Origin of the sequence: Mycobacterium kyorinense (assembly GCF_002101735.1) — a bacterium.
GTDB lineage: Bacteria > Actinomycetota > Actinomycetes > Mycobacteriales > Mycobacteriaceae > Mycobacterium > Mycobacterium kyorinense.
The window spans coordinates 13,183-29,127 of record NZ_LQPE01000166.1 but is presented as its reverse complement, the minus strand read 5'-3'; the positions used below and the strand labels follow the sequence as shown (position 1 = coordinate 29,127).

Sequence of the window (15,945 nt, the reverse complement as noted above, 5' to 3'; positions counted from 1 at the left end):
GAAGCTGCGGGTTCCACCCACCTGGGCGGTATCGGTCACGGAAGACAGTGTGCCCACGCTGCGGTGCGGGACTAAAGCCGGGACCTTAAATTTTGCTGTTAGGGTCAAACGAGTTTTGGCTTTGGTCCGAGGTTCTTGGACCAGAAGGAGGACGCGGGTGAACCGAGCAGTCATGTTGCGGATCGCCGCATGCGGAATCATGGGGCTCGGGGCCGCCCTGCTCATCGCCGCGCTGCTGCTCTGGACATATACCGACAGCAGGATCACCAAGATTCCGCTGAACCTGGACACCACCTTGATCAGTGACGGCAGCGGTACCGCGCTGGACCCGGCGTCGCTGTCGGGTGACCACTTCGTCGTCGACAAGGACGTGCCGCTGGTATCCCAGCAGCAGATCAGCGTCGAGTCGCCCGCCAACGCCGACGTCGTCACCTTCCAGGTGGGCACCTCGGTTCGGCGCACCGACAAGCAGAAGGACACCGGCCTGCTGCTGGCCTTGGTCGACACCGTCACCCTCAACCGCAAGACGGCGATGGCGGTCTCCGACGAGACCCATCCCGGCGGCGCCGTGCAAAAGCCGCGCACGATCAACGACGACAACCCGCCGACGAACATCGCGCTGCCGCACGACGGGCTGTCCTACCGGTTCCCGTTCCACACCGAAAAGCGGACGTATTCCTACTTCGACCCGATTGCGCAGAAGGCGTTTGACGCCAACTACAGCGCCGAAGAAGACGTCAACGGCCTGACCACCTACAAGTTCACCCAGAACGTCGGTTACGACGACGACGGCAAGCTGGTCGACCCGGTCAAGTACCCGTCGTTGTACGCCAACGACGAGGACAGCAAGGCCACGGCCACGGCCGCGATGTGGGACGTCCCCAGCGACAACCCGGACGAGAAGATCACCATGACCCGCTATTACGCGGCGCAGAAGACCTTCTGGGTGGACCCCGAGTCGGGCACGATCGTCAAGGAAGAAGAGCACGCGAACCACTACTTCGCCCGCGACCCGCTGAAACCCGAGGTGGCACTGGCCGACTACAAGGTCACCACCAACGAAGAGACCATCGAAGCGCAGGTCAATGCTGCCCGCAACGAGCGCGACCGGCTGGCGCTGTGGTCGCGGGTGCTGCCGATCACCTTCACCGCCGCCGGGTTGATCGCGTTGATCAGTGGGGTGCTGCTGGGGTCGTTCAGCCTGCGGACCGAGGCGGCGTTGCTCGACCCCGGTCTGGACACCGCCGACCACGGCTTCTTCGGCCGCGGCGCGCCGCCCGCCGAGCCGGTGCCCGGGGCCGAGGCCGAGACCGAGAAGCTGCCCACGCCGCCCGCCGACCTACAGAGAGACGCCGGTCCGCCGCCGACGGCGCCACCCGAGTCCGGTCCGCCCGACCGGCCCTAACCTTGACCGGGATCGGCCGCTGGGTTCTGCGGTGGTCCCGTCCCGGGTACGCGCTGGCGCTGGCGCTGCTGGTGGCCGGTCGGTTGCTGGGGCCGGGTTATCTGCTACTGCGCGACGCGGTGTCCACGCCGCGGTCTTATCTGTCCGACAGCGCTCTTGGTCTGTCCGAGCAGGCGCCGCGGGCAACGCCGCAGGATTTCGCGGTGGCAGTGGCGTCGCAGGTCGTTGACGGCGGTGTCGTAGTCAAGGCGCTGCTGGTCGTGGGGCTGTGGCTGGCCGGCTGGGGTGCGGCCCGGCTGGTGGCGGCGGCGCTGCCCGACTCCGGGGCGAGTGGCCAGTTCGTGGCGATCACACTGGCGATCTGGAATCCGTACGTCGGCGAGCGGTTGCTGCAGGGACATTGGAGCCTGCTGGTGGGCTACGGCTGTCTGCCCTGGGTGGCAACGACGATGCTGGCGCTGCGGTCAGCGGGCGGATGGGCGCCGTTCTTCGGGCTGGCGTTCTGGATCGCGCTGGCAGGGCTGACGCCGACCGGGCTGATGCTGGCTGCGACGGTGGCACTGGTCTGTGTGGCGGCGCCGGGCGCGGGGCGCCCGCGTTGGCTCTGCGCTCTGGCGACCCTGGCGGGCGCGGTGGTGGCGGCGTTGCCGTGGCTGACGGCGACGGCGCTGGGCTCGGCGCTGCCGGCACAGCAGGGTGCCGCGATTACCGCGTTCGCGCCGCGCGCCGAGCCGGGCCTGGGCACGCTGGGCAGCCTGGCCGGCCTGGGCGGTATCTGGAACGGTGAGGCGGTTCCGCCCACGCGCGCAACGCTTTTCGCTCTGGTTTCGGCGGTTGTGTTGCTTGGGGTGGTGGTGACCGGCGTGCCGGTGGCGGTGCGCCGACCGGCGGCGGTTCCGCTGCTGGCGTTGGCAGTGGTGTCGGTGCTGGTGCCCGCCGCGCTGGCCACCGGCCCGGGGCTGCAGCTGCTGCGTGCGGTGGTCGACGTCGCGCCCGGCCTCGGTGTGCTGCGCGACGGGCAGAAGTGGGTGGCGCCGGCGATCCCCGGGTATGCGTTGGCGGCGGGGGGTTCGGTGCTGACGTTGCGCCGTTGGGTGCATCCGGCGGCGATGGCGCTGACCTGTTGTGCCGCATTGTTGTTCACGCTGCCCGACCTGGCCTGGGGTGTCTGGGGCAAGCTGGGGCCGGTGCACTATCCGCCCGGCTGGCGCGTCGTCGCGGCGGCGATCAACGACCACCCCGGGACCGTGGCGGTGTTGCCGGCGGGCAGCATGCGCCGCTTCTCCTGGTCGGGCCCGGCGCCCGTGCTCGATCCGCTGCCCCGCTGGGTGCGCGTCGACGTGTTGACCACCGGCGACTTGACCATTTCCGGGGTGACCGTTCCGGGCGAGGGCAGCCGGGCCCGTGCGGTGCAACAGCTGCTGCTAACGGGCACCGAGCCCGGTGAGCTGGCCCGCGCCGGGGTGGCGTGGCTGGTTGTCGAGGAGGACACGCCCGGTGAGATAGGCTCGGCAGCAAGCACTTTCAAGCGGCTGCCAGCGGTCTATCGCGGGCCGGATCTGGAGTTGTACCGAGTTGGCGGCGAGAGTTTTCGTGCGCCCGCCGACCGGCGGGTGGCGGTGCTCGTCGCACATTTCGTGTGGCTGGCGATGCTTGTTGCAGGTGGGGTCGGGACGGCGGTTGCGGGATGGCGCCGGCAGGCCAGCAGAGCTAACTGACAAAGCTGACGTGTTGCTAACACACCCCCTGCGGGCAGGTATGAATCCTATTGTGCTGCTTCGCTTCTGAAGTATGCCTCCACTGCAAGCTCTCACTGAGCGCACCAGCCGTGGCCGCTGCGTGATGCCGCGAAGGCCGACTTCCTTGCCAATGTCAGACGTCTCGACAACCAGATGCCCAGTTTGATCGTCACCCACCGCCAACGCGGCGACGGGCGGTTCGCCGCGGTAAAAATGGGGGACCGGAAGGCCGTGGCGGCCCCCGTCCGCCGGCGGTCCCGTCTGCCGCGGACCGATCCAGCCCTGCCCGGCGCTGAATGGTCCCAACGGCTTCGGCCGTACCGACGTGTGAGATTTTTCTTCACTGGTAAACCCCCACTTGTGCGGCTGGATGTATGCGTTTGTCGCATCTGGCATATTTGCGAAACGAATGGTCACGCGCACGAATTCGTCAGGCTCGATAAAAGCGCTGGCAGTGGCCCTGAGGATAACCAGGGGTGTCTTTTGAGACATGTGAGGTCACTAGTGTGCGTGGGTCGGTAGCTGCCCGGAACCTGCCGACATGGCGGGTCATGACCGACTAGCCTTATGGGCATGCGATTCAGCCGCGTCACCATCGATCCGGACGTTATGGGGGGGATGCCGTGCATCCGCAGCTTGCGTATCCCGGTGGCGACCGTGGTCGCCATGGTTGCTGACCAGATGACGCCGCCTGAGATTCTTGCCGAGCTTCCCGACCTTGAGGAAGAAGATGTCGCCGAGGCTCTGCGCTACGCGGCTGAGGCAGTGCGTGAGCGAGAGCTGCCGTTGCGTCCGACCGCATGAGGCTGTTGCTAGACGAGAATCTTTCACCGGCACTATCCAGATTTCTCATCGAAGCCGGTCACGACGTCGTCCATGTCCGTGATCGTGGCTTGACAAGTGCGACAGATGATGTGGTCCTCACGTTAGCAGCGACCGAGGGCTGTGTGCTGATCAGCGCTGATACGGATTTTGGCACCTTGCTGGCTCGGTCAGGTGCCAGCAAACCGTCGGTCGTCCTGATACGCCGCGCAGTCGGTCGACGAGCAGCCCAACAAGCCCGCCTACTCATCTCCAACCTGCCTGTAGTGCAGGACGAGCTAGAGGACGGGGCCGTCGTCGTGCTCGGCGAGAAAACAATACGTATCCGCCGGCTGCCGATCTAAGCGATCGAAGAGGCCGAGGTCCTCGCAGGCTAGCTCAAGGACTTGCAACAACGGCAAGGTTGCTACGGGGTCGCGAGGGCGGGGCGATGATCAGGCAATCAGTTCGATCTCTGCCTCATGGCCGTGGGATTGAGCGAGTAGCCCGTCGCAAGTGATTAGCGGGGTTGCGAGGCCTTGGACGAGGGCAACGTACACACCATCGGCGATGGTATGGGTATTGTGCAGTTGGACGGCACGCTCAACGAAAGCCTTTGTAGCCCAACGCCGGAACCCACGCCGACGTGTGACGAATGGGACGGATGCGATTCTCGGAGCTCCTGCGGCCGGGAACGGGTCGTCGGTTCTCGGCAACCGCCCGACCCGACTAGGTACGATAGGTTTCATTAGCGACGCTTCACCGAGGTGAGATGTCGTGCACCAGTTGGAGATTCGCATGAGCTTGTCAAAAGACGACGTACGCAGGGTGGTCGATATCTACCTGCGGGCGTGGATTGCCCAAGACCCCGACTTGGTCGTCACCGTCTTCACGCCGACCGCCACGTACCACGAGCGTGTGCTCGAGGAGCCGATTTGCGGCGAGGCTGGAATCCGGCATTACTGGCAAACGAAAGTCGTTGAGGCACAGGCGAATATCGAGGTAAAGCTGCTCAATCTGTACCTGGACGGGACCACCGCTGTTGCCGAGTGGAAAGCCCGGTTCGACGATCTCGTCCAGGGCCACCGCAAGGTGATGCGTGAGGTTGCCATCCTGGAATTCGACGGCGATCGGATCGCCAGCCTGCGAGAGTACTGGGCGTCGCGGCGACTAGGCGCCTAACCCGTTACTCGTCGGGATCGGTGCCCCAGCTGCTCGGCATCATCGGCATGGTCGGCCCGCCGGTGGAATCCTCGGCCAGGGTGGTCAAGCCCGCCGCTTGTCCGGCACCGGCCTTCTGCGTGGTACCGGCGAAGCCCAGCGTTCCGGCGCCCTGGTCCGAGGCCGCCACTTCAGGCTCCAGATCCATGTACTCGTAACCGCGGCCGAGCTGTGTCACTTTAGTTCGGCGTCTGCGCTGGCGGGCCTCCTCACGGGTAGCCGCCGCGGCCGCAACGGCGGCCGAGTCGGGCTCTGACGCCTTCATTTTGGCGCCGGCGCGGATGTTCATCGGCGCGCCGAACCCGGTGCCGGGCGGGCCGACGACGTACGGGTAGGCGAGACCCGCCCCGCCGGGAGGGGGCGGTGCCGTCGGGGCGGTGGTCGCGATGGTGCTCGCCGCGGGCGCGGTCGCGGGTGGCGGGGCCGCAGCAGGGGCCGCGGCCGGCGTGGGTGCGGGTGCGGGCGCCGCTCCGCCAACCGGCTGGATGTCGGATGGTGCTGGGGCCGGCGCCACGGCGGGAACGTCGGGCATCGAGACGGCACTGGATTGCGACAGGCCGGCCAGCCCGGTCAGGCCCAGTGCGCCCGTCATCGGGAAGGCGGGCGCGACCAAGCCGAACGAGAGCTCCGAGAGTTGCGTCAACTGAGGGGCGAAGGTGAGATACACCTCGCCTCCCCAGCGCGGAATCCAATACGTGAAAATCTGGTAGAGCACTTGGGCGTTGGTCGGATTCGGGTTGGTCAGCTCATTCCAAATAGCGGTGCCGATCTTGTCCAGGCGCTCAGTCCACCAACTCGGATCTGTGGGGCCCGGCCCTTCGTCTTGGCTTCCGCCGGAGTTGTTGCTGTTGGATTTCTGGATTTGCGGGGCAGGGTCGGTCTGCGGCGTCGACGCCACCGCGGTGCTGGCCACCGCGTGATACGTCGTCATCGTGGTGGCTGCCTGCACCCACATTCGCGCATAGTCGGCTTCGTTGAGCGCGATCGGGATCGTGTTGATTCCAAAGAAATTCGTCGCTACCAACACCGCGTGCATGGCATGGTTCGCGGCCAGCTCGCCCAGGGTCGGCATGGCCGCCAACGCCGCGGTGTAGGCTGCCGCCGCGGTCTCGTGCTGGGTGGCCGTTGCCGCGCTGTTCGCGCTGGTCTGCACCAGCCACGCCAGATACGGAACATGCGCGGCCACATAAGCTTCCGCACTGGGCCCCTGCCACGCTCCGGTCTGCACTGCCGCCAACAGCGAACTGAGTTCCTCGGCCGCCGACTCGTATTCGACGCTCAACGTGTTCCACACACCGGCGGCCGCCAGCAACGGACCAGGTCCAGGACCGCTGCTCAGCAGTGTCGAATGCACCTCAGGTGGTGAAGCCATCCAGATCGGCGCGGTCATCGTCGAACACCCACGGGCACCCTCCCGAGGTAATCTTCCGCGACAGGAGGTGATTACGCAATACAGAACTGCGGTTGATCTAGGCGTATTTATCCGCTTTTCCGGACCACAAGGCTTGATCTCTGCGCGGAAGCGCTTTCACATGTCGGCCAGCCGGACGAGGTATCCGGTCGTAATCAGCGTTCGGGCCAGTGCCGTCTGCTGCTCGGCAGTGAGCCCGGGCAGATCGCGAATCCGGAACGGCTCGGCGCTCCGCGACACGAACTGCATCGCGGCTTTGTGCTCGGGGGAGACCCGTATCAGCAGCTGGGCAAACTGCAGGCCAACACTTGCAGAGTCGACCAGAACTCGCGAATAGAGCGGCTGATACTTGACCACCACTGTGTCTGCGTCGATGCCCACGGCGTTAGAGATCTGTCCTACTAGTGGGCATCGGCCGCGCCGAACCAAGACCTCCTCCATTGCCGCGAGACCTTCCTCGATGGCGCTCGGGTCCTCGATGGTTCTGAGTATGTCGTGCACGACCTCAGTCAGACTCGCGCGCACGCCGGCGTTATCCAGATGCCGCGGTGGCAGACGGGCATGGATGCTGTCGTCACGCAGACTCAGCGCATGGAGCAGGTGGGTCATGAGTGTCAGGACGGTGGGTGCGTGAATTCCGACGGTCAAGTGGACCGACAACTCCGAGTGGGTCTCCGCCCCGTGAACTCGGCCGCGGGGCACGTACAGTACGTCGCCGGCTTCCAGATGCAGCTCGGTCGGCGACGAAAGCTCAGGCGTGACAACCGCATCCGGGCGATGCATCTCGTGGGGCGGGACCACGGCGTCGTTGGACAGGTACCAGACCTTCGATCCTTGGATCTGAAGAACCAACACGTCGTGCGGGTCGTAGTGAGGGACGAAGCCGGCTGATCCGGGCGGTGTGATGTAGCCGTTGGCCCGGGCCGGGAAGTTCAGCTCGACCTCGATGGAGTGCGTCAACGAACCAATTGTCCGCGCGTACTCCTCAAGCCTGTTGAGGACGATCGTGTAGCCGTCCGCGAAGTCGCCACGGACGCGATCCAGATCGAGGCTGCCGTCCGAAAGCCGGTAACTGGCAGGCTCCTTGTCCTCGCCGCGCCGCACCAGCCGCACTCCGGACGGCTCTGGCCGGACGTATTCCAAGAGTTCGTCGACTACCGACGGCCCTTGCAGCAGGCGGTCGAAGTAGCCTTCACTGCCTCGCTTGACGTGGTAGTGCGTTTGCCCCCATACCTCGTCGAGAAAGGTTCGCACGCTGAGAGGTTGAAGCAGCCAGGCGAGCGACGTGTCGGCCACGGCTACACCACGCCGCTGATTGACTTCCCGGCCAACACGGATTCCAGCACGGTGCGCATCGCGTCGGCGCTTTGCTGCCAAGAGAATTCGGTGCTGCGCGCTTGCGCCTTGGCCCCGAGTTGGTCGCGCAGCACCGGATCGTCCAGGAGTTGGTGCAGCCGATTCACCAGCTCGGCCCGATCGTCGACGAGAACGCCGGTCACCCCGTCGATGATCGAATCGGCCAGCCCGCCCGACGAGCGATAGCCGATGGTGGGCACGCCGTGCTGGGCCGCCTCGACCACGGCCAGACCCCACCCTTCTTTGCGTGACGGCAGCACGTGCACCCAAGCTTGTTGCACCACATGGTGTTTGGCGATGTCGTCGACGTGGCCATGGAATGTCACCGCGTCGCTGATGCCGAGGCGCGCCGCATGGTCGACAAGTCGCTGCCGCCACCATCCGCCGCCGACGATGTCCAGATGCAAATCCGGTATCCGCGGCCGCAGTTCCGCCGCCGCGTCCAGCGCGTCCTCGATCTGCTTGTGTGGCACCAGCCGGGACAACACCACCACCCGCGGGAAGGGCGCCCGCGGCTCAGTCAACGTCGTCGCCGGGGCTTCGTCAAGACCGTTGCGCACCACCGCGATTCGCTCGTAGTCCACACCCAGCGCAACCAGGTCGCGGGCCGACGGAAGCGACACCGTCACGTACTGGCTGCGCCGGTGCACTCGGGGCGACAACCACGACTCGACGAACCAGCCCAGCCGGCCCAGCATCCGCCCGGCGACCGGCCACTGCTCGCGGTGGCAGTGGTGCACGAGCACTGCAACCCGTCGTCCGTAGATCAGGCGCGCCAGAAACGGCAAGCCGTTCTGAGTATCGATCACCACATCGGGCCGCACATGCCGCAGCGGTCCAAGCCGCAGACGCGCCGCCGCCATCGCCAGCAGCGCCCACACGTACACCGAATAACGCCCGCCGGCACGGCTGATCTGCACGCCGTCGATGACTTCGCAGCGAGCCGCGCCCGGGTAGCGCGCGGTGCGCAGCGTGACGGCCATACCGGACTCGGCGAGCTGCGCGCCGATGCGCTGCAGATACGTTTCGCTGCCGCCGCCTTGCGGGTGGCCGGTGTCGCGCCAGCACAGCAGCAGGACCGAGCGCAGAGCAGACATCGGGAGCCAGCCTAACGTGGGCAAGATGGCCGTCACCGACGTGTTCGCCCGGCGGGCGACGCTGTCCCGCTCGGTGCGGCTGCTGTCGGAGTTCCGCTACGAGCAATCGCAGCCGGCCCGCTTCTACGGGACACTGGCTGCCGATACCGCGGCGATGGTCGGCGACCTCTGGCGCGGCATGCACGGCGAATCCGCGGCGGGACGCACCCTGCTCGACGTGGGAGGTGGGCCGGGATATTTCGCGACGGCGTTTGCCGATGCCGGACTGCGGTACATCGGCGTCGAGCCGGACCCGGACGAAATGCACGCGGCGGCACCGACTTACACCCAGGGCCCGGGCGAATTCGTGCGGGCGTCGGGCATGGCGCTGCCGTTCGCCGACGACTCGGTGGACATCTGTTTGTCATCCAACGTCGCCGAACATGTTCCGCGGCCCTGGCAACTCGGCGCCGAAATGCTGCGGGTGACCCGGCCGGGCGGGCTGGCGGTGTTGTCGTACACGGTGTGGCTGGGGCCGTTCGGCGGACACGAGATGGGCCTGACCCACTACTTGGGCGGCGAGCGAGCCGCCGCGCGCTATGCCCGCAAACACGGCCACCCGGCGAAGAACAACTACGGGTCGTCGTTATTCGCGGTGTCGGCGGCCGACGGTATGGACTGGGCGGCCAGCACCGGGACGCTCATCGCCGCATTCCCGCGCTACCACCCGCGATGGGCGTGGTGGCTGACATCTGTGCCGGTGCTGCGGGAGTTTCTGGTGAGCAATTTGGTGCTGGTACTGCAGCCTCGACCGTGAGTTGATTGAAACCTGTTCTCGTTTTGCCGATCGCTGGGTAGGGTGGCGCCATGAGCGAAAGCCAGAAGACCGAGTACGACAAGCTGTTCATCGGCGGCAAGTGGACCGAACCGTCGACCGCCGACGTCATCGAGGTGCACTGTCCGGCCACCGGCGAATACGTCGGCAGGGTGCCGCTGGCAGCTGCGGCCGACGTGGACGCCGCCGTCGCGGCGGCCCGCAAGGCGTTCGACACCGGGCCGTGGCCGTCCACCCCGCCGGCCGAGCGCGCTGCCGTCATCGCCAACGCGCTCAAGTTGATGGAAGAGCGCAAGGAGCTGTTCACCCAGATCCTCGCGGGCGAGACCGGCCAGCCGCCGACGACCGTCGAGACGATGCACTGGATGAGCTCGATCGGAGCGCTGAATTTCTTCGCCGGCCCGGCCGTCGAGCAGGTCAAGTGGAAAGAGATCCGCAACGGCGGATACGGGCAAAGCATCGTCTACCGCGAGCCGCTCGGCGTCGTCGGCGCGATCGTCGCGTGGAACGTGCCGCTGTTCCTGGCCGTCAACAAACTGGGCCCGGCGCTGCTGGCCGGCTGCACGGTGGTGCTTAAGCCGGCCGCCGAAACACCCTTGAGCGCAAACGCTTTGGCGGAGGTGTTCGCCGAAGCGGGCCTGCCCGAGGGTGTGCTGTCGATAGTTCCCGGCGGGGTCGAGACCGGCCAGGCGCTGACGTCCAACCCGGACATCGACATCTTCACCTTCACCGGCAGTTCGAACGTCGGTAAGGAGATCGGCCGGCGCGCCGCGGACCTGCTCAAGCCGTGCACCCTGGAGCTCGGCGGGAAATCGGCGGCGATCGTGCTCGACGACGTCGACCTGGCCTCCGCCATCCCGATGCTGGTGTTCTCCGGGATCATGAACACCGGGCAGGCCTGTGTGGCCCAGACCCGTATCCTGGCGCCACGCTCGCGGTACGACGAGATCGTCGACGCGGTAAGCACTTTCGTGCAGGCGCTGCCGGTGGGCCTGCCGTCGGACCCGGCCGCGCAGATCGGTTCGCTGATCTCGGAGAAGCAGCGCGCCCGGGTCGAGGGTTACATCGCCAAGGGCATCGAGGAGGGCGCCCGGCTGGTGTGCGGCGGCGGACGGCCCGAGGGCCTGGACAGCGGATACTTCGTGCAGCCCACGGTATTCGCCGACGTCGACAACAAGATGACGATCGCCCAGGAGGAGATCTTCGGGCCGGTGCTCTCCATCATTCCCTACGACACCGAGGAGGACGCGATCGCGATCGCCAACGACTCGGTGTACGGGTTGGCCGGCAGCGTGTGGACCAGCAATGTGCCACGCGGGATTGAGATCTCGGAGAAGATCCGCACCGGCACCTACGCGATCAACTGGTATGCCTTTGATCCCTGCTGTCCGTTCGGCGGCTACAAAAACTCCGGCATCGGCCGCGAGAACGGCCCGGAGGGCGTCGAGCACTTCACGCAGCAGAAGAGCGTGCTGATGCCGATGGGCTACACGCTCGACTCGGCGGGCTGAGGCTCGCCTAGTACTGCAGCCGTCATCTGCTTCGGGTATCAACTTGAAATATCCACAGAAGTGGATGCCATCGCAACGGAGACAAATCTGCGCACCACCACAGAAGAGCTCGACATTGTGCTGCAGAACGTCGGCCAGGATCCGCGCTGGTCGACGGGAAAGCCGTGGGTCATCGTGGAGTGCAAGAACTGGAGTAATTCCGTCGGCCGACACCATCTCGACTCCCTGGAGTCAAAGATTAGGAACCGATCCGGGCAATGCGCCATGGGCGTCTTCGTGTCCTGGAACGGGTTTACACCTGACTTCGAACGCGCGCTCGGGCACCTGGTTCGTGAGCCCTACATCATCCTGACCATGGACGGGAATGGCATTACAAATGCCGTGCAGGCTTGCGACTTCGCGTCCTACCTCGAAAACCGATACCGGGTCGCGTGTTTCCATCGATAAGTGATGTGGCAATGACGTTCGGCGGTAAGGATGTTGGGCGAACCAAGCGGAAGCTGCACAGTCCATCGATCGCTCAGTGCAAGCGCCGCCGGTTAACGAGAAGTAGGCGACGTTGGGGTGTCGGTTTCCCGCATCCGGCAATCCGACTTCGCGGACAAGCTTGACGCTACTTGGGTGCCGAGTTGGAAGTCGACGCCGTCCGGGCCGTCCAGGTAGATGTCGTGGAAGCCGGGTTGGTCATGGAAGACACCCAAGTGGGTGGCCCCGAAACGGGCCACCCCCTCTTTGACGATCTGTAACGCTTGTGACCATTTGTCGTCGGGGATTGGGCCGCTGAAGGCGATCAGCTGATACACCTGTTTGCCCCGAGTGTGGGAGTATTTGCCACCGCAGCCTTCCCAGGAGTTCTCACGGAAGTTCCATGTCAGGCCGGGCACCAGGGCGGCGATGCGATCGGCCATTTGGCGCATCGCGGTCTCGTACTCCACCTTGGCGACTTCGAAGGACGGTTTGGACCGTAAGTCGTTTTCCATCTGCGCGATCTGTTCCGGGCTCACGTTGTGCTCCTCTCCGCCGCCGCGGTACATGTCGCCGCTACCCGTCCCGCATCCGACCGCCAGCGCGCACACCATGGCGGCCAGGCACAGCATGGGTCTGCGCATCACCCGCCCCCTTCTACGATTCTCGGCGGGATATTGGGCGGGAACAGGTTCGGCGGCAGAACCGGTGGCCCGGGCGGCGGAAGCTGCGGGGTGGCCAGCACTTTGTTGTCGGGCAGCCCGGCGGCGATGGCCGCGAGGTTGTACTCCGACATGCGAACGAGATCACGCCCATCGGGAGTGTGGAACAAGCGCGGGTAGTCGGCGTGGCTATTCACGCCGGGATGGTAGACGCCCGTCGGGTCCGGGCCAGCCTGCGCCGAGAGCTGCGGCAACATCCCGTCGTAGGGGTTCGCGCCCCAGCCGTGCGAATCAGACAGTGGGGCAATCCATTTCACGATGGGGTCAGTCGGGGCCCCCATCACATAGGCGTGACCGGCGCCTACCCCCAGCTGGGCAGGATCTGTGAGCTCCAAGCCCGGCGAACCGTAGAACACCACGTCGTTGACCGGGTGCAGACCTTCGGCATTGAGTTGCTGCAACGCCAGCGACGACGTCAGCGACCCGTAGGAATGCCCCAGCAATGTCAGGTGCGCGTTGGGGTTATTGACGTGCACCTGCTCCAGGTACGACGACAGGCTCGCCGCCCCGGCTCGCGCCTGACCGTCCCCCATGGTGGCCAAGCCGTCCGCGACGCTGCCGGTGTTGATCGGGTTCGGCGGCGGGTCATAACCCATCCAGGCAATCGTCGACACCGAACCCGGCTTACCGGCGTTGACGAGCTGCTGGGTCGCTTGGTCCCGCAGGCTGCGTGCTTCTTTCACCATGTCGGGCAAGCTCGCCCGGGTGGTCGAACCCACCCCAGGAACGGTCACCGAGACGTTGCGGGCGGTGTCGGGGTTGCCGACCGCCACCGCAGCGTGGACTTTGCCGTGATAGTCGGCGGGGATGTCCAGTTGGGCCAGGTAGGTCTCGGGTGCATTCGCTAATGCCTGATCAACGGAGTCGAACTGGGCCAGCCGGTCCTTGGCCGCGCTGATCTGGTCGGCGAGTTTGTCTAATGTGTCCTTGTTCCAGGTGTGGTCGGTTGCCAGCATTGTGCCGAGCTGCCGTTGCATGCGGTCGAGGTCGGCCTGCGTGCGCGCACGCGCCTCGCGTAACTGTTTTTCGTTGGCCGCACTAGCCCGCTGTGTAGGTGTGCCTGCGGGTGTCCCGTCAACGTTGTCGATGACCTCGGGCTCGTAACCTTGGGCCGTCATCGCTGTCTCGGCCGCGCGCAGAGCCGCGATGTAAGTGCCGCGGGTGGTGGTGATCTGTTCAAGTGCCGATCGGACCGCGTCGACGGCCTTGTCGTGCAACCCGCCGGTGTACTGACGGTTGCTCTTCGCCGCCGACATCTGATCGTCGATCTCGTGCAGCGCGGAATTGACTGCCGCGATGGTGGCGTCGCTGTCACGCTAGGCGCTGGCCAGCGACGCGGCCACCTGCTCCAAACTCGCCGCTATACGCGGCAACGCTTCTTTATGCCCCGCCAGCGCGGCGGTTGCCCGCTGCACTTCGGCCGACTCGTTGATCGGATGCTCGACGCCGTTGCGCCGATATCCCTCATTGAACTTCTTCTTGGCCTTATCGAAGTCATCATCGGCTTCCTTGACATGGTTACCCGACCGGTGAAACGCATCGGCGAGGTTGTTGATCGCGCCGGCGTCCCCAGCCTGCAGCTCATCATCGAGTTTCCACGGATCACCACCGGCCGCCCCGCACAGCTCATCGACATTCAGATTGATCAGGCAAGCCGGTCGCATACCCCGGCCCTACCCGATGTCGGTGCCAGCCGACTTGATCGCATCCGCCTCGCAGCCGTCGGTGGCGGTGAACAACTGCGCGGCCTTCGCCACTTTGTCCGATACGCCCGTCAATGTCGCGTGATGCCCGTGCAGCTGCTGCTGGTGATTTTGGTGAGCCGTGCTTACCGTCGCGTGAAACTGGTTCGCCTCAGCGAAATCACCGAAAATCTTCGATGCCACAGCAGTGCCAGCGAGTTCTTCGGCAGCCTTGCGTGCCGAGTCGCCGGCGTCGCGGCATAAACTGCCACCCGCGGCCAGCGGTGGCGTGTTGACCTCGATCTTTCGGGCAACCATTGCTGCAGGCTACCGTTTCGCCAGCAGGCGCGCCAAGCACAACCGCCCGCACTTGATCCCGCGTGCACGCCTCGGCGATGCGTCCCGGACACTGTGGATAATCGCTCGGACCAGACTTTAGAGGGATCGAGATGTTCGTTGATGTTGCGGAGCTGGTTTCGGCGAGCCAGGTAAGCCAGCGAACACTCGGGCCGCGAGGATCTGCCGACCTCGGCAATCCTGGGCGCGGCGATCGCCAACCCGCCATCTCGGCTGAACTTTCCGATCAGCGTCGTTGACAACTCGGCCGAACACCGACACAGCGTGTTGACGCTCGACTTCGCGAACAACCCGGGGAGCCGCGAGACCGGGCCCGGAGGGCGTCGAGCACTTCACCCAACAAAAGAGCGTGCTGATGCCGATGGGCTACACGGTCGACGGCTAGCGGCCGGCGCGGTCGCATCGTCCGGCGTTTACGGCACCGCTTCCGGCGGCGCGATGGGAGCCATCGGAGGGTGCACCGGTCGGTGCGAAGGACTTCCGTTGTTCGGCGGCGCCAGCTCGCTGTCGCAGCTGCTCGCCGTGCAGGTAACAACGTAAGTGCCGTCGTCGTAGTTGTCGCAGGTTTGGGTGCCGTAGGCGTCCGTGTAGCAACACTTGGAGTATCGGTGTCCGCCACTGTTGGTTGTGGTGTATGTGCCTCCAGCGGACTTGCATTCGCTTTGGATGGTCGATTCGGGTTCCGCCTGGGACGCGGGTGCGGTCAAGATCGCCGCGCCGAGCGCGATGGCGCCCGCGGCGACAGGCACGCGCAGTCGCGAAAGTTTCATGGTGCCATCTCCTTTGAGTAGCTGCTAGCTTCGCTTGCGCGCGGTGACAAGCAGGTACTCCCAGTGCATCGTCGACGATCCGGCCAGGAATCGTTGGCCCAGTTCGGCCAACGCGGCATCGAGCGCGGCGACGCGGTCGTGGTCGGCCGCGATGGTGCGATACGTGGTGATCGTCGGTCCGTAGTTGGCCTTGAAGAAGTCGCGGAATGCCTCGCCGGTGGCAAACAGGTCGACGTTCAGCGCGCGTCGCTGCATGGCCAGATCGGTTACCCGTTCGCCCAGCAGTAGATCTAAGTAATATGCAATAGAGCATAGGAATGGCTTGCGGTCGCCGCAGTGCAACAGCAGAGCCCTAGTGACTTGCATAGAACCCCTAGCTTGTTCTATGCTACCTTGCATAATCATGGGCCCGCCTGGCGCATGAGGCAGGAGAAGATCATGTGGGTCGTCGAGTTGAACATCGCCGGTTACCGCTTCACCCGTGAGGTTCCCGACCTGCCCCACACGTCGTTGAAGTCGGTGCGGTTGCACCCGCGCAGCGTGCACTGGCGGATGCCGCAACTGCGCCACTCGCACGCCGCCTGAGCCGGGTCT

At 65.5% G+C, this 15,945-nt stretch carries 18 protein-coding genes and 3 pseudogenes; 10 read left to right on the top strand and 11 right to left on the bottom strand.

The window, feature by feature from the left end; all coding sequences use genetic code 11:
- The first annotated feature begins 157 nt into the window (after nucleotides 1–157).
- Both pgfA and AWC14_RS24965 read left to right on the top strand, forming a co-directional pair.
- Entirely contained in the window at nucleotides 158–1,405 is a 1,248-nt protein-coding gene (pgfA, locus tag AWC14_RS24970; RefSeq protein ID WP_158089928.1) for a cell envelope lipid trafficking protein PgfA, read from the top strand.
- 26 nt (nucleotides 1,406–1,431) lie between these two features.
- Nucleotides 1,432–3,123, top strand: a complete 1,692-nt coding sequence (locus AWC14_RS24965; RefSeq protein ID WP_045373173.1) for an MmpA family trehalose lipid delivery protein — start codon at nucleotides 1,432–1,434, stop codon at nucleotides 3,121–3,123.
- Between the two features lie 575 nt (nucleotides 3,124–3,698).
- Here the strand turns inward: AWC14_RS24965 and AWC14_RS29840 are convergent.
- Nucleotides 3,699–3,812: pseudogene (locus AWC14_RS29840) on the bottom strand (hypothetical protein); the annotation flags it as partial.
- On the opposite strand from AWC14_RS29840, the gene AWC14_RS24960 reads away from it, so the two are divergent.
- A complete protein-coding gene (locus AWC14_RS24960; protein ID WP_235215773.1) occupies nucleotides 3,763–3,948 on the top strand; it encodes a DUF433 domain-containing protein in 186 nt (61 codons plus the stop codon). The pseudogene AWC14_RS29840 and the gene AWC14_RS24960 sit on opposite strands and share 50 nt — an antisense overlap.
- Nucleotides 3,945–4,310: a DUF5615 family PIN-like protein gene (locus AWC14_RS24955; RefSeq protein WP_081967940.1), complete on the top strand. Its 366-nt coding sequence runs from the start codon at nucleotides 3,945–3,947 to the stop codon at nucleotides 4,308–4,310. The genes AWC14_RS24960 and AWC14_RS24955 overlap by 4 nt, the downstream gene beginning before the upstream one ends.
- Nucleotides 4,311–4,400: 90 nt before the next feature.
- Here the strand turns inward: AWC14_RS24955 and AWC14_RS30115 are convergent.
- Nucleotides 4,401–4,577: pseudogene (locus AWC14_RS30115) on the bottom strand (type II toxin-antitoxin system VapC family toxin); the annotation flags it as partial.
- A gap of 166 nt (nucleotides 4,578–4,743) precedes the next feature.
- On the opposite strand from AWC14_RS30115, the gene AWC14_RS24945 reads away from it, so the two are divergent.
- Nucleotides 4,744–5,127 carry a nuclear transport factor 2 family protein gene (locus AWC14_RS24945; RefSeq protein ID WP_045373169.1) on the top strand — a complete coding sequence of 128 codons (384 nt, stop codon included), beginning with the start codon at nucleotides 4,744–4,746 and terminating at the stop codon, nucleotides 5,125–5,127.
- Nucleotides 5,128–5,131: 4 nt separating this feature from the next.
- On the opposite strand, the gene AWC14_RS24940 is transcribed toward AWC14_RS24945, so the two are convergent.
- The 3 genes from AWC14_RS24940 to AWC14_RS24930 all read right to left on the bottom strand — a co-directional run bounded on the left by AWC14_RS24940 (nucleotide 5,132) and on the right by AWC14_RS24930 (nucleotide 9,030).
- Entirely contained in the window at nucleotides 5,132–6,556 is a 1,425-nt protein-coding gene (locus tag AWC14_RS24940; protein WP_045373108.1) for a PPE family protein, read from the bottom strand.
- Between the two features lie 138 nt (nucleotides 6,557–6,694).
- The gene (locus tag AWC14_RS24935) at nucleotides 6,695–7,873 is read right to left on the bottom strand and encodes a cupin domain-containing protein (RefSeq protein ID WP_045373105.1); all 1,179 of its coding nucleotides are present in this window, start codon (nucleotides 7,871–7,873) and stop codon (nucleotides 6,695–6,697) included.
- Nucleotides 7,874–7,875: 2 nt separating this feature from the next.
- A complete protein-coding gene (locus AWC14_RS24930) occupies nucleotides 7,876–9,030 on the bottom strand; it encodes a glycosyltransferase family 4 protein (protein ID WP_045373103.1) in 1,155 nt (384 codons plus the stop codon).
- 25 nt (nucleotides 9,031–9,055) lie between these two features.
- Here AWC14_RS24930 and AWC14_RS24925 point away from each other — a divergent pair, with 25 nt between their 5' ends.
- The 3 genes from AWC14_RS24925 to AWC14_RS24915 are packed head-to-tail and all read left to right on the top strand — an operon-like array spanning nucleotide 9,056 to nucleotide 11,802.
- Nucleotides 9,056–9,826, top strand: a complete 771-nt coding sequence (locus AWC14_RS24925) for a class I SAM-dependent methyltransferase (protein ID WP_045373168.1) — start codon at nucleotides 9,056–9,058, stop codon at nucleotides 9,824–9,826.
- Nucleotides 9,827–9,876: 50 nt separating this feature from the next.
- Nucleotides 9,877–11,355 (top strand): aldehyde dehydrogenase, encoded by a 1,479-nt coding sequence (locus AWC14_RS24920; RefSeq protein WP_045373100.1) that lies wholly within the window; start codon nucleotides 9,877–9,879, stop codon nucleotides 11,353–11,355.
- Between the two features lie 60 nt (nucleotides 11,356–11,415).
- The gene (locus tag AWC14_RS24915; RefSeq protein WP_052425451.1) at nucleotides 11,416–11,802 is read left to right on the top strand and encodes a restriction endonuclease; all 387 of its coding nucleotides are present in this window, start codon (nucleotides 11,416–11,418) and stop codon (nucleotides 11,800–11,802) included.
- 92 nt (nucleotides 11,803–11,894) lie between these two features.
- On the opposite strand, the gene AWC14_RS24910 is transcribed toward AWC14_RS24915, so the two are convergent.
- From AWC14_RS24910 to AWC14_RS24895, 4 genes are read right to left on the bottom strand one after another with little or no spacing between them, the layout of a single operon-like run.
- The gene (locus tag AWC14_RS24910) at nucleotides 11,895–12,464 is read right to left on the bottom strand and encodes an LppA family lipoprotein (protein WP_045373097.1); all 570 of its coding nucleotides are present in this window, start codon (nucleotides 12,462–12,464) and stop codon (nucleotides 11,895–11,897) included.
- Complete coding sequence (locus AWC14_RS24905) at nucleotides 12,464–13,798, bottom strand: alpha/beta hydrolase (protein ID WP_052425450.1); 1,335 nt, start codon at nucleotides 13,796–13,798, stop codon at nucleotides 12,464–12,466. The genes AWC14_RS24910 and AWC14_RS24905 overlap by 1 nt, the downstream gene beginning before the upstream one ends.
- A gap of 60 nt (nucleotides 13,799–13,858) precedes the next feature.
- On the bottom strand, nucleotides 13,859–14,206 hold the full coding sequence (locus AWC14_RS24900) for a putative alpha/beta hydrolase (RefSeq protein ID WP_052425449.1): 348 nt from the start codon (nucleotides 14,204–14,206) through the stop codon (nucleotides 13,859–13,861).
- A 9-nt stretch (nucleotides 14,207–14,215) separates the two neighbouring features.
- Nucleotides 14,216–14,542, bottom strand: coding sequence for a DUF2563 family protein (locus AWC14_RS24895; RefSeq protein ID WP_081967938.1), 327 nt, complete (start codon nucleotides 14,540–14,542; stop codon nucleotides 14,216–14,218).
- Between the two features lie 349 nt (nucleotides 14,543–14,891).
- On the opposite strand from AWC14_RS24895, the pseudogene AWC14_RS30275 reads away from it, so the two are divergent.
- Nucleotides 14,892–14,966, top strand: a pseudogene (locus AWC14_RS30275) (hypothetical protein); the annotation flags it as partial.
- 28 nt (nucleotides 14,967–14,994) lie between these two features.
- Here the strand turns inward: AWC14_RS30275 and AWC14_RS24885 are convergent.
- Complete coding sequence (locus tag AWC14_RS24885; protein WP_045373093.1) at nucleotides 14,995–15,351, bottom strand: hypothetical protein; 357 nt, start codon at nucleotides 15,349–15,351, stop codon at nucleotides 14,995–14,997.
- Nucleotides 15,352–15,375: 24 nt separating this feature from the next.
- Nucleotides 15,376–15,606, bottom strand: coding sequence for a hypothetical protein (locus AWC14_RS24880; RefSeq protein ID WP_052425448.1), 231 nt, complete (start codon nucleotides 15,604–15,606; stop codon nucleotides 15,376–15,378).
- A gap of 183 nt (nucleotides 15,607–15,789) precedes the next feature.
- On the opposite strand from AWC14_RS24880, the gene AWC14_RS29060 reads away from it, so the two are divergent.
- Nucleotides 15,790–15,936: a hypothetical protein gene (locus AWC14_RS29060; protein ID WP_162835638.1), complete on the top strand. Its 147-nt coding sequence runs from the start codon at nucleotides 15,790–15,792 to the stop codon at nucleotides 15,934–15,936.
- Nucleotides 15,937–15,945 lie beyond the last annotated feature (9 nt).

Coding starts and splice junctions, on each gene's coding strand:
- AWC14_RS24960 (WP_235215773.1), top strand. CDS start 3,763: ATGCCGTGCATCCGCAGCTTGCGTATCCCGGTGGCGACCGTGGTCGCC.
- AWC14_RS24955 (WP_081967940.1), top strand. CDS start 3,945: ATGAGGCTGTTGCTAGACGAGAATCTTTCACCGGCACTATCCAGATTT.
- AWC14_RS24945 (WP_045373169.1), top strand. CDS start 4,744: ATGAGCTTGTCAAAAGACGACGTACGCAGGGTGGTCGATATCTACCTG.
- AWC14_RS24940 (WP_045373108.1), bottom strand. CDS start 6,556: ATGACCGCGCCGATCTGGATGGCTTCACCACCTGAGGTGCATTCGACA.
- AWC14_RS24930 (WP_045373103.1), bottom strand. CDS start 9,030: ATGTCTGCTCTGCGCTCGGTCCTGCTGCTGTGCTGGCGCGACACCGGC.
- AWC14_RS24925 (WP_045373168.1), top strand. CDS start 9,056: ATGGCCGTCACCGACGTGTTCGCCCGGCGGGCGACGCTGTCCCGCTCG.
- AWC14_RS24920 (WP_045373100.1), top strand. CDS start 9,877: ATGAGCGAAAGCCAGAAGACCGAGTACGACAAGCTGTTCATCGGCGGC.
- AWC14_RS24910 (WP_045373097.1), bottom strand. CDS start 12,464: ATGCGCAGACCCATGCTGTGCCTGGCCGCCATGGTGTGCGCGCTGGCG.
- AWC14_RS24905 (WP_052425450.1), bottom strand. CDS start 13,798: ATGTCGGCGGCGAAGAGCAACCGTCAGTACACCGGCGGGTTGCACGAC.
- AWC14_RS24900 (WP_052425449.1), bottom strand. CDS start 14,206: ATGCGACCGGCTTGCCTGATCAATCTGAATGTCGATGAGCTGTGCGGG.
- AWC14_RS24895 (WP_081967938.1), bottom strand. CDS start 14,542: ATGGTTGCCCGAAAGATCGAGGTCAACACGCCACCGCTGGCCGCGGGT.
- AWC14_RS24885 (WP_045373093.1), bottom strand. CDS start 15,351: ATGAAACTTTCGCGACTGCGCGTGCCTGTCGCCGCGGGCGCCATCGCG.
- AWC14_RS24880 (WP_052425448.1), bottom strand. CDS start 15,606: ATGCAGCGACGCGCGCTGAACGTCGACCTGTTTGCCACCGGCGAGGCA.
- AWC14_RS29060 (WP_162835638.1), top strand. CDS start 15,790: ATGTGGGTCGTCGAGTTGAACATCGCCGGTTACCGCTTCACCCGTGAG.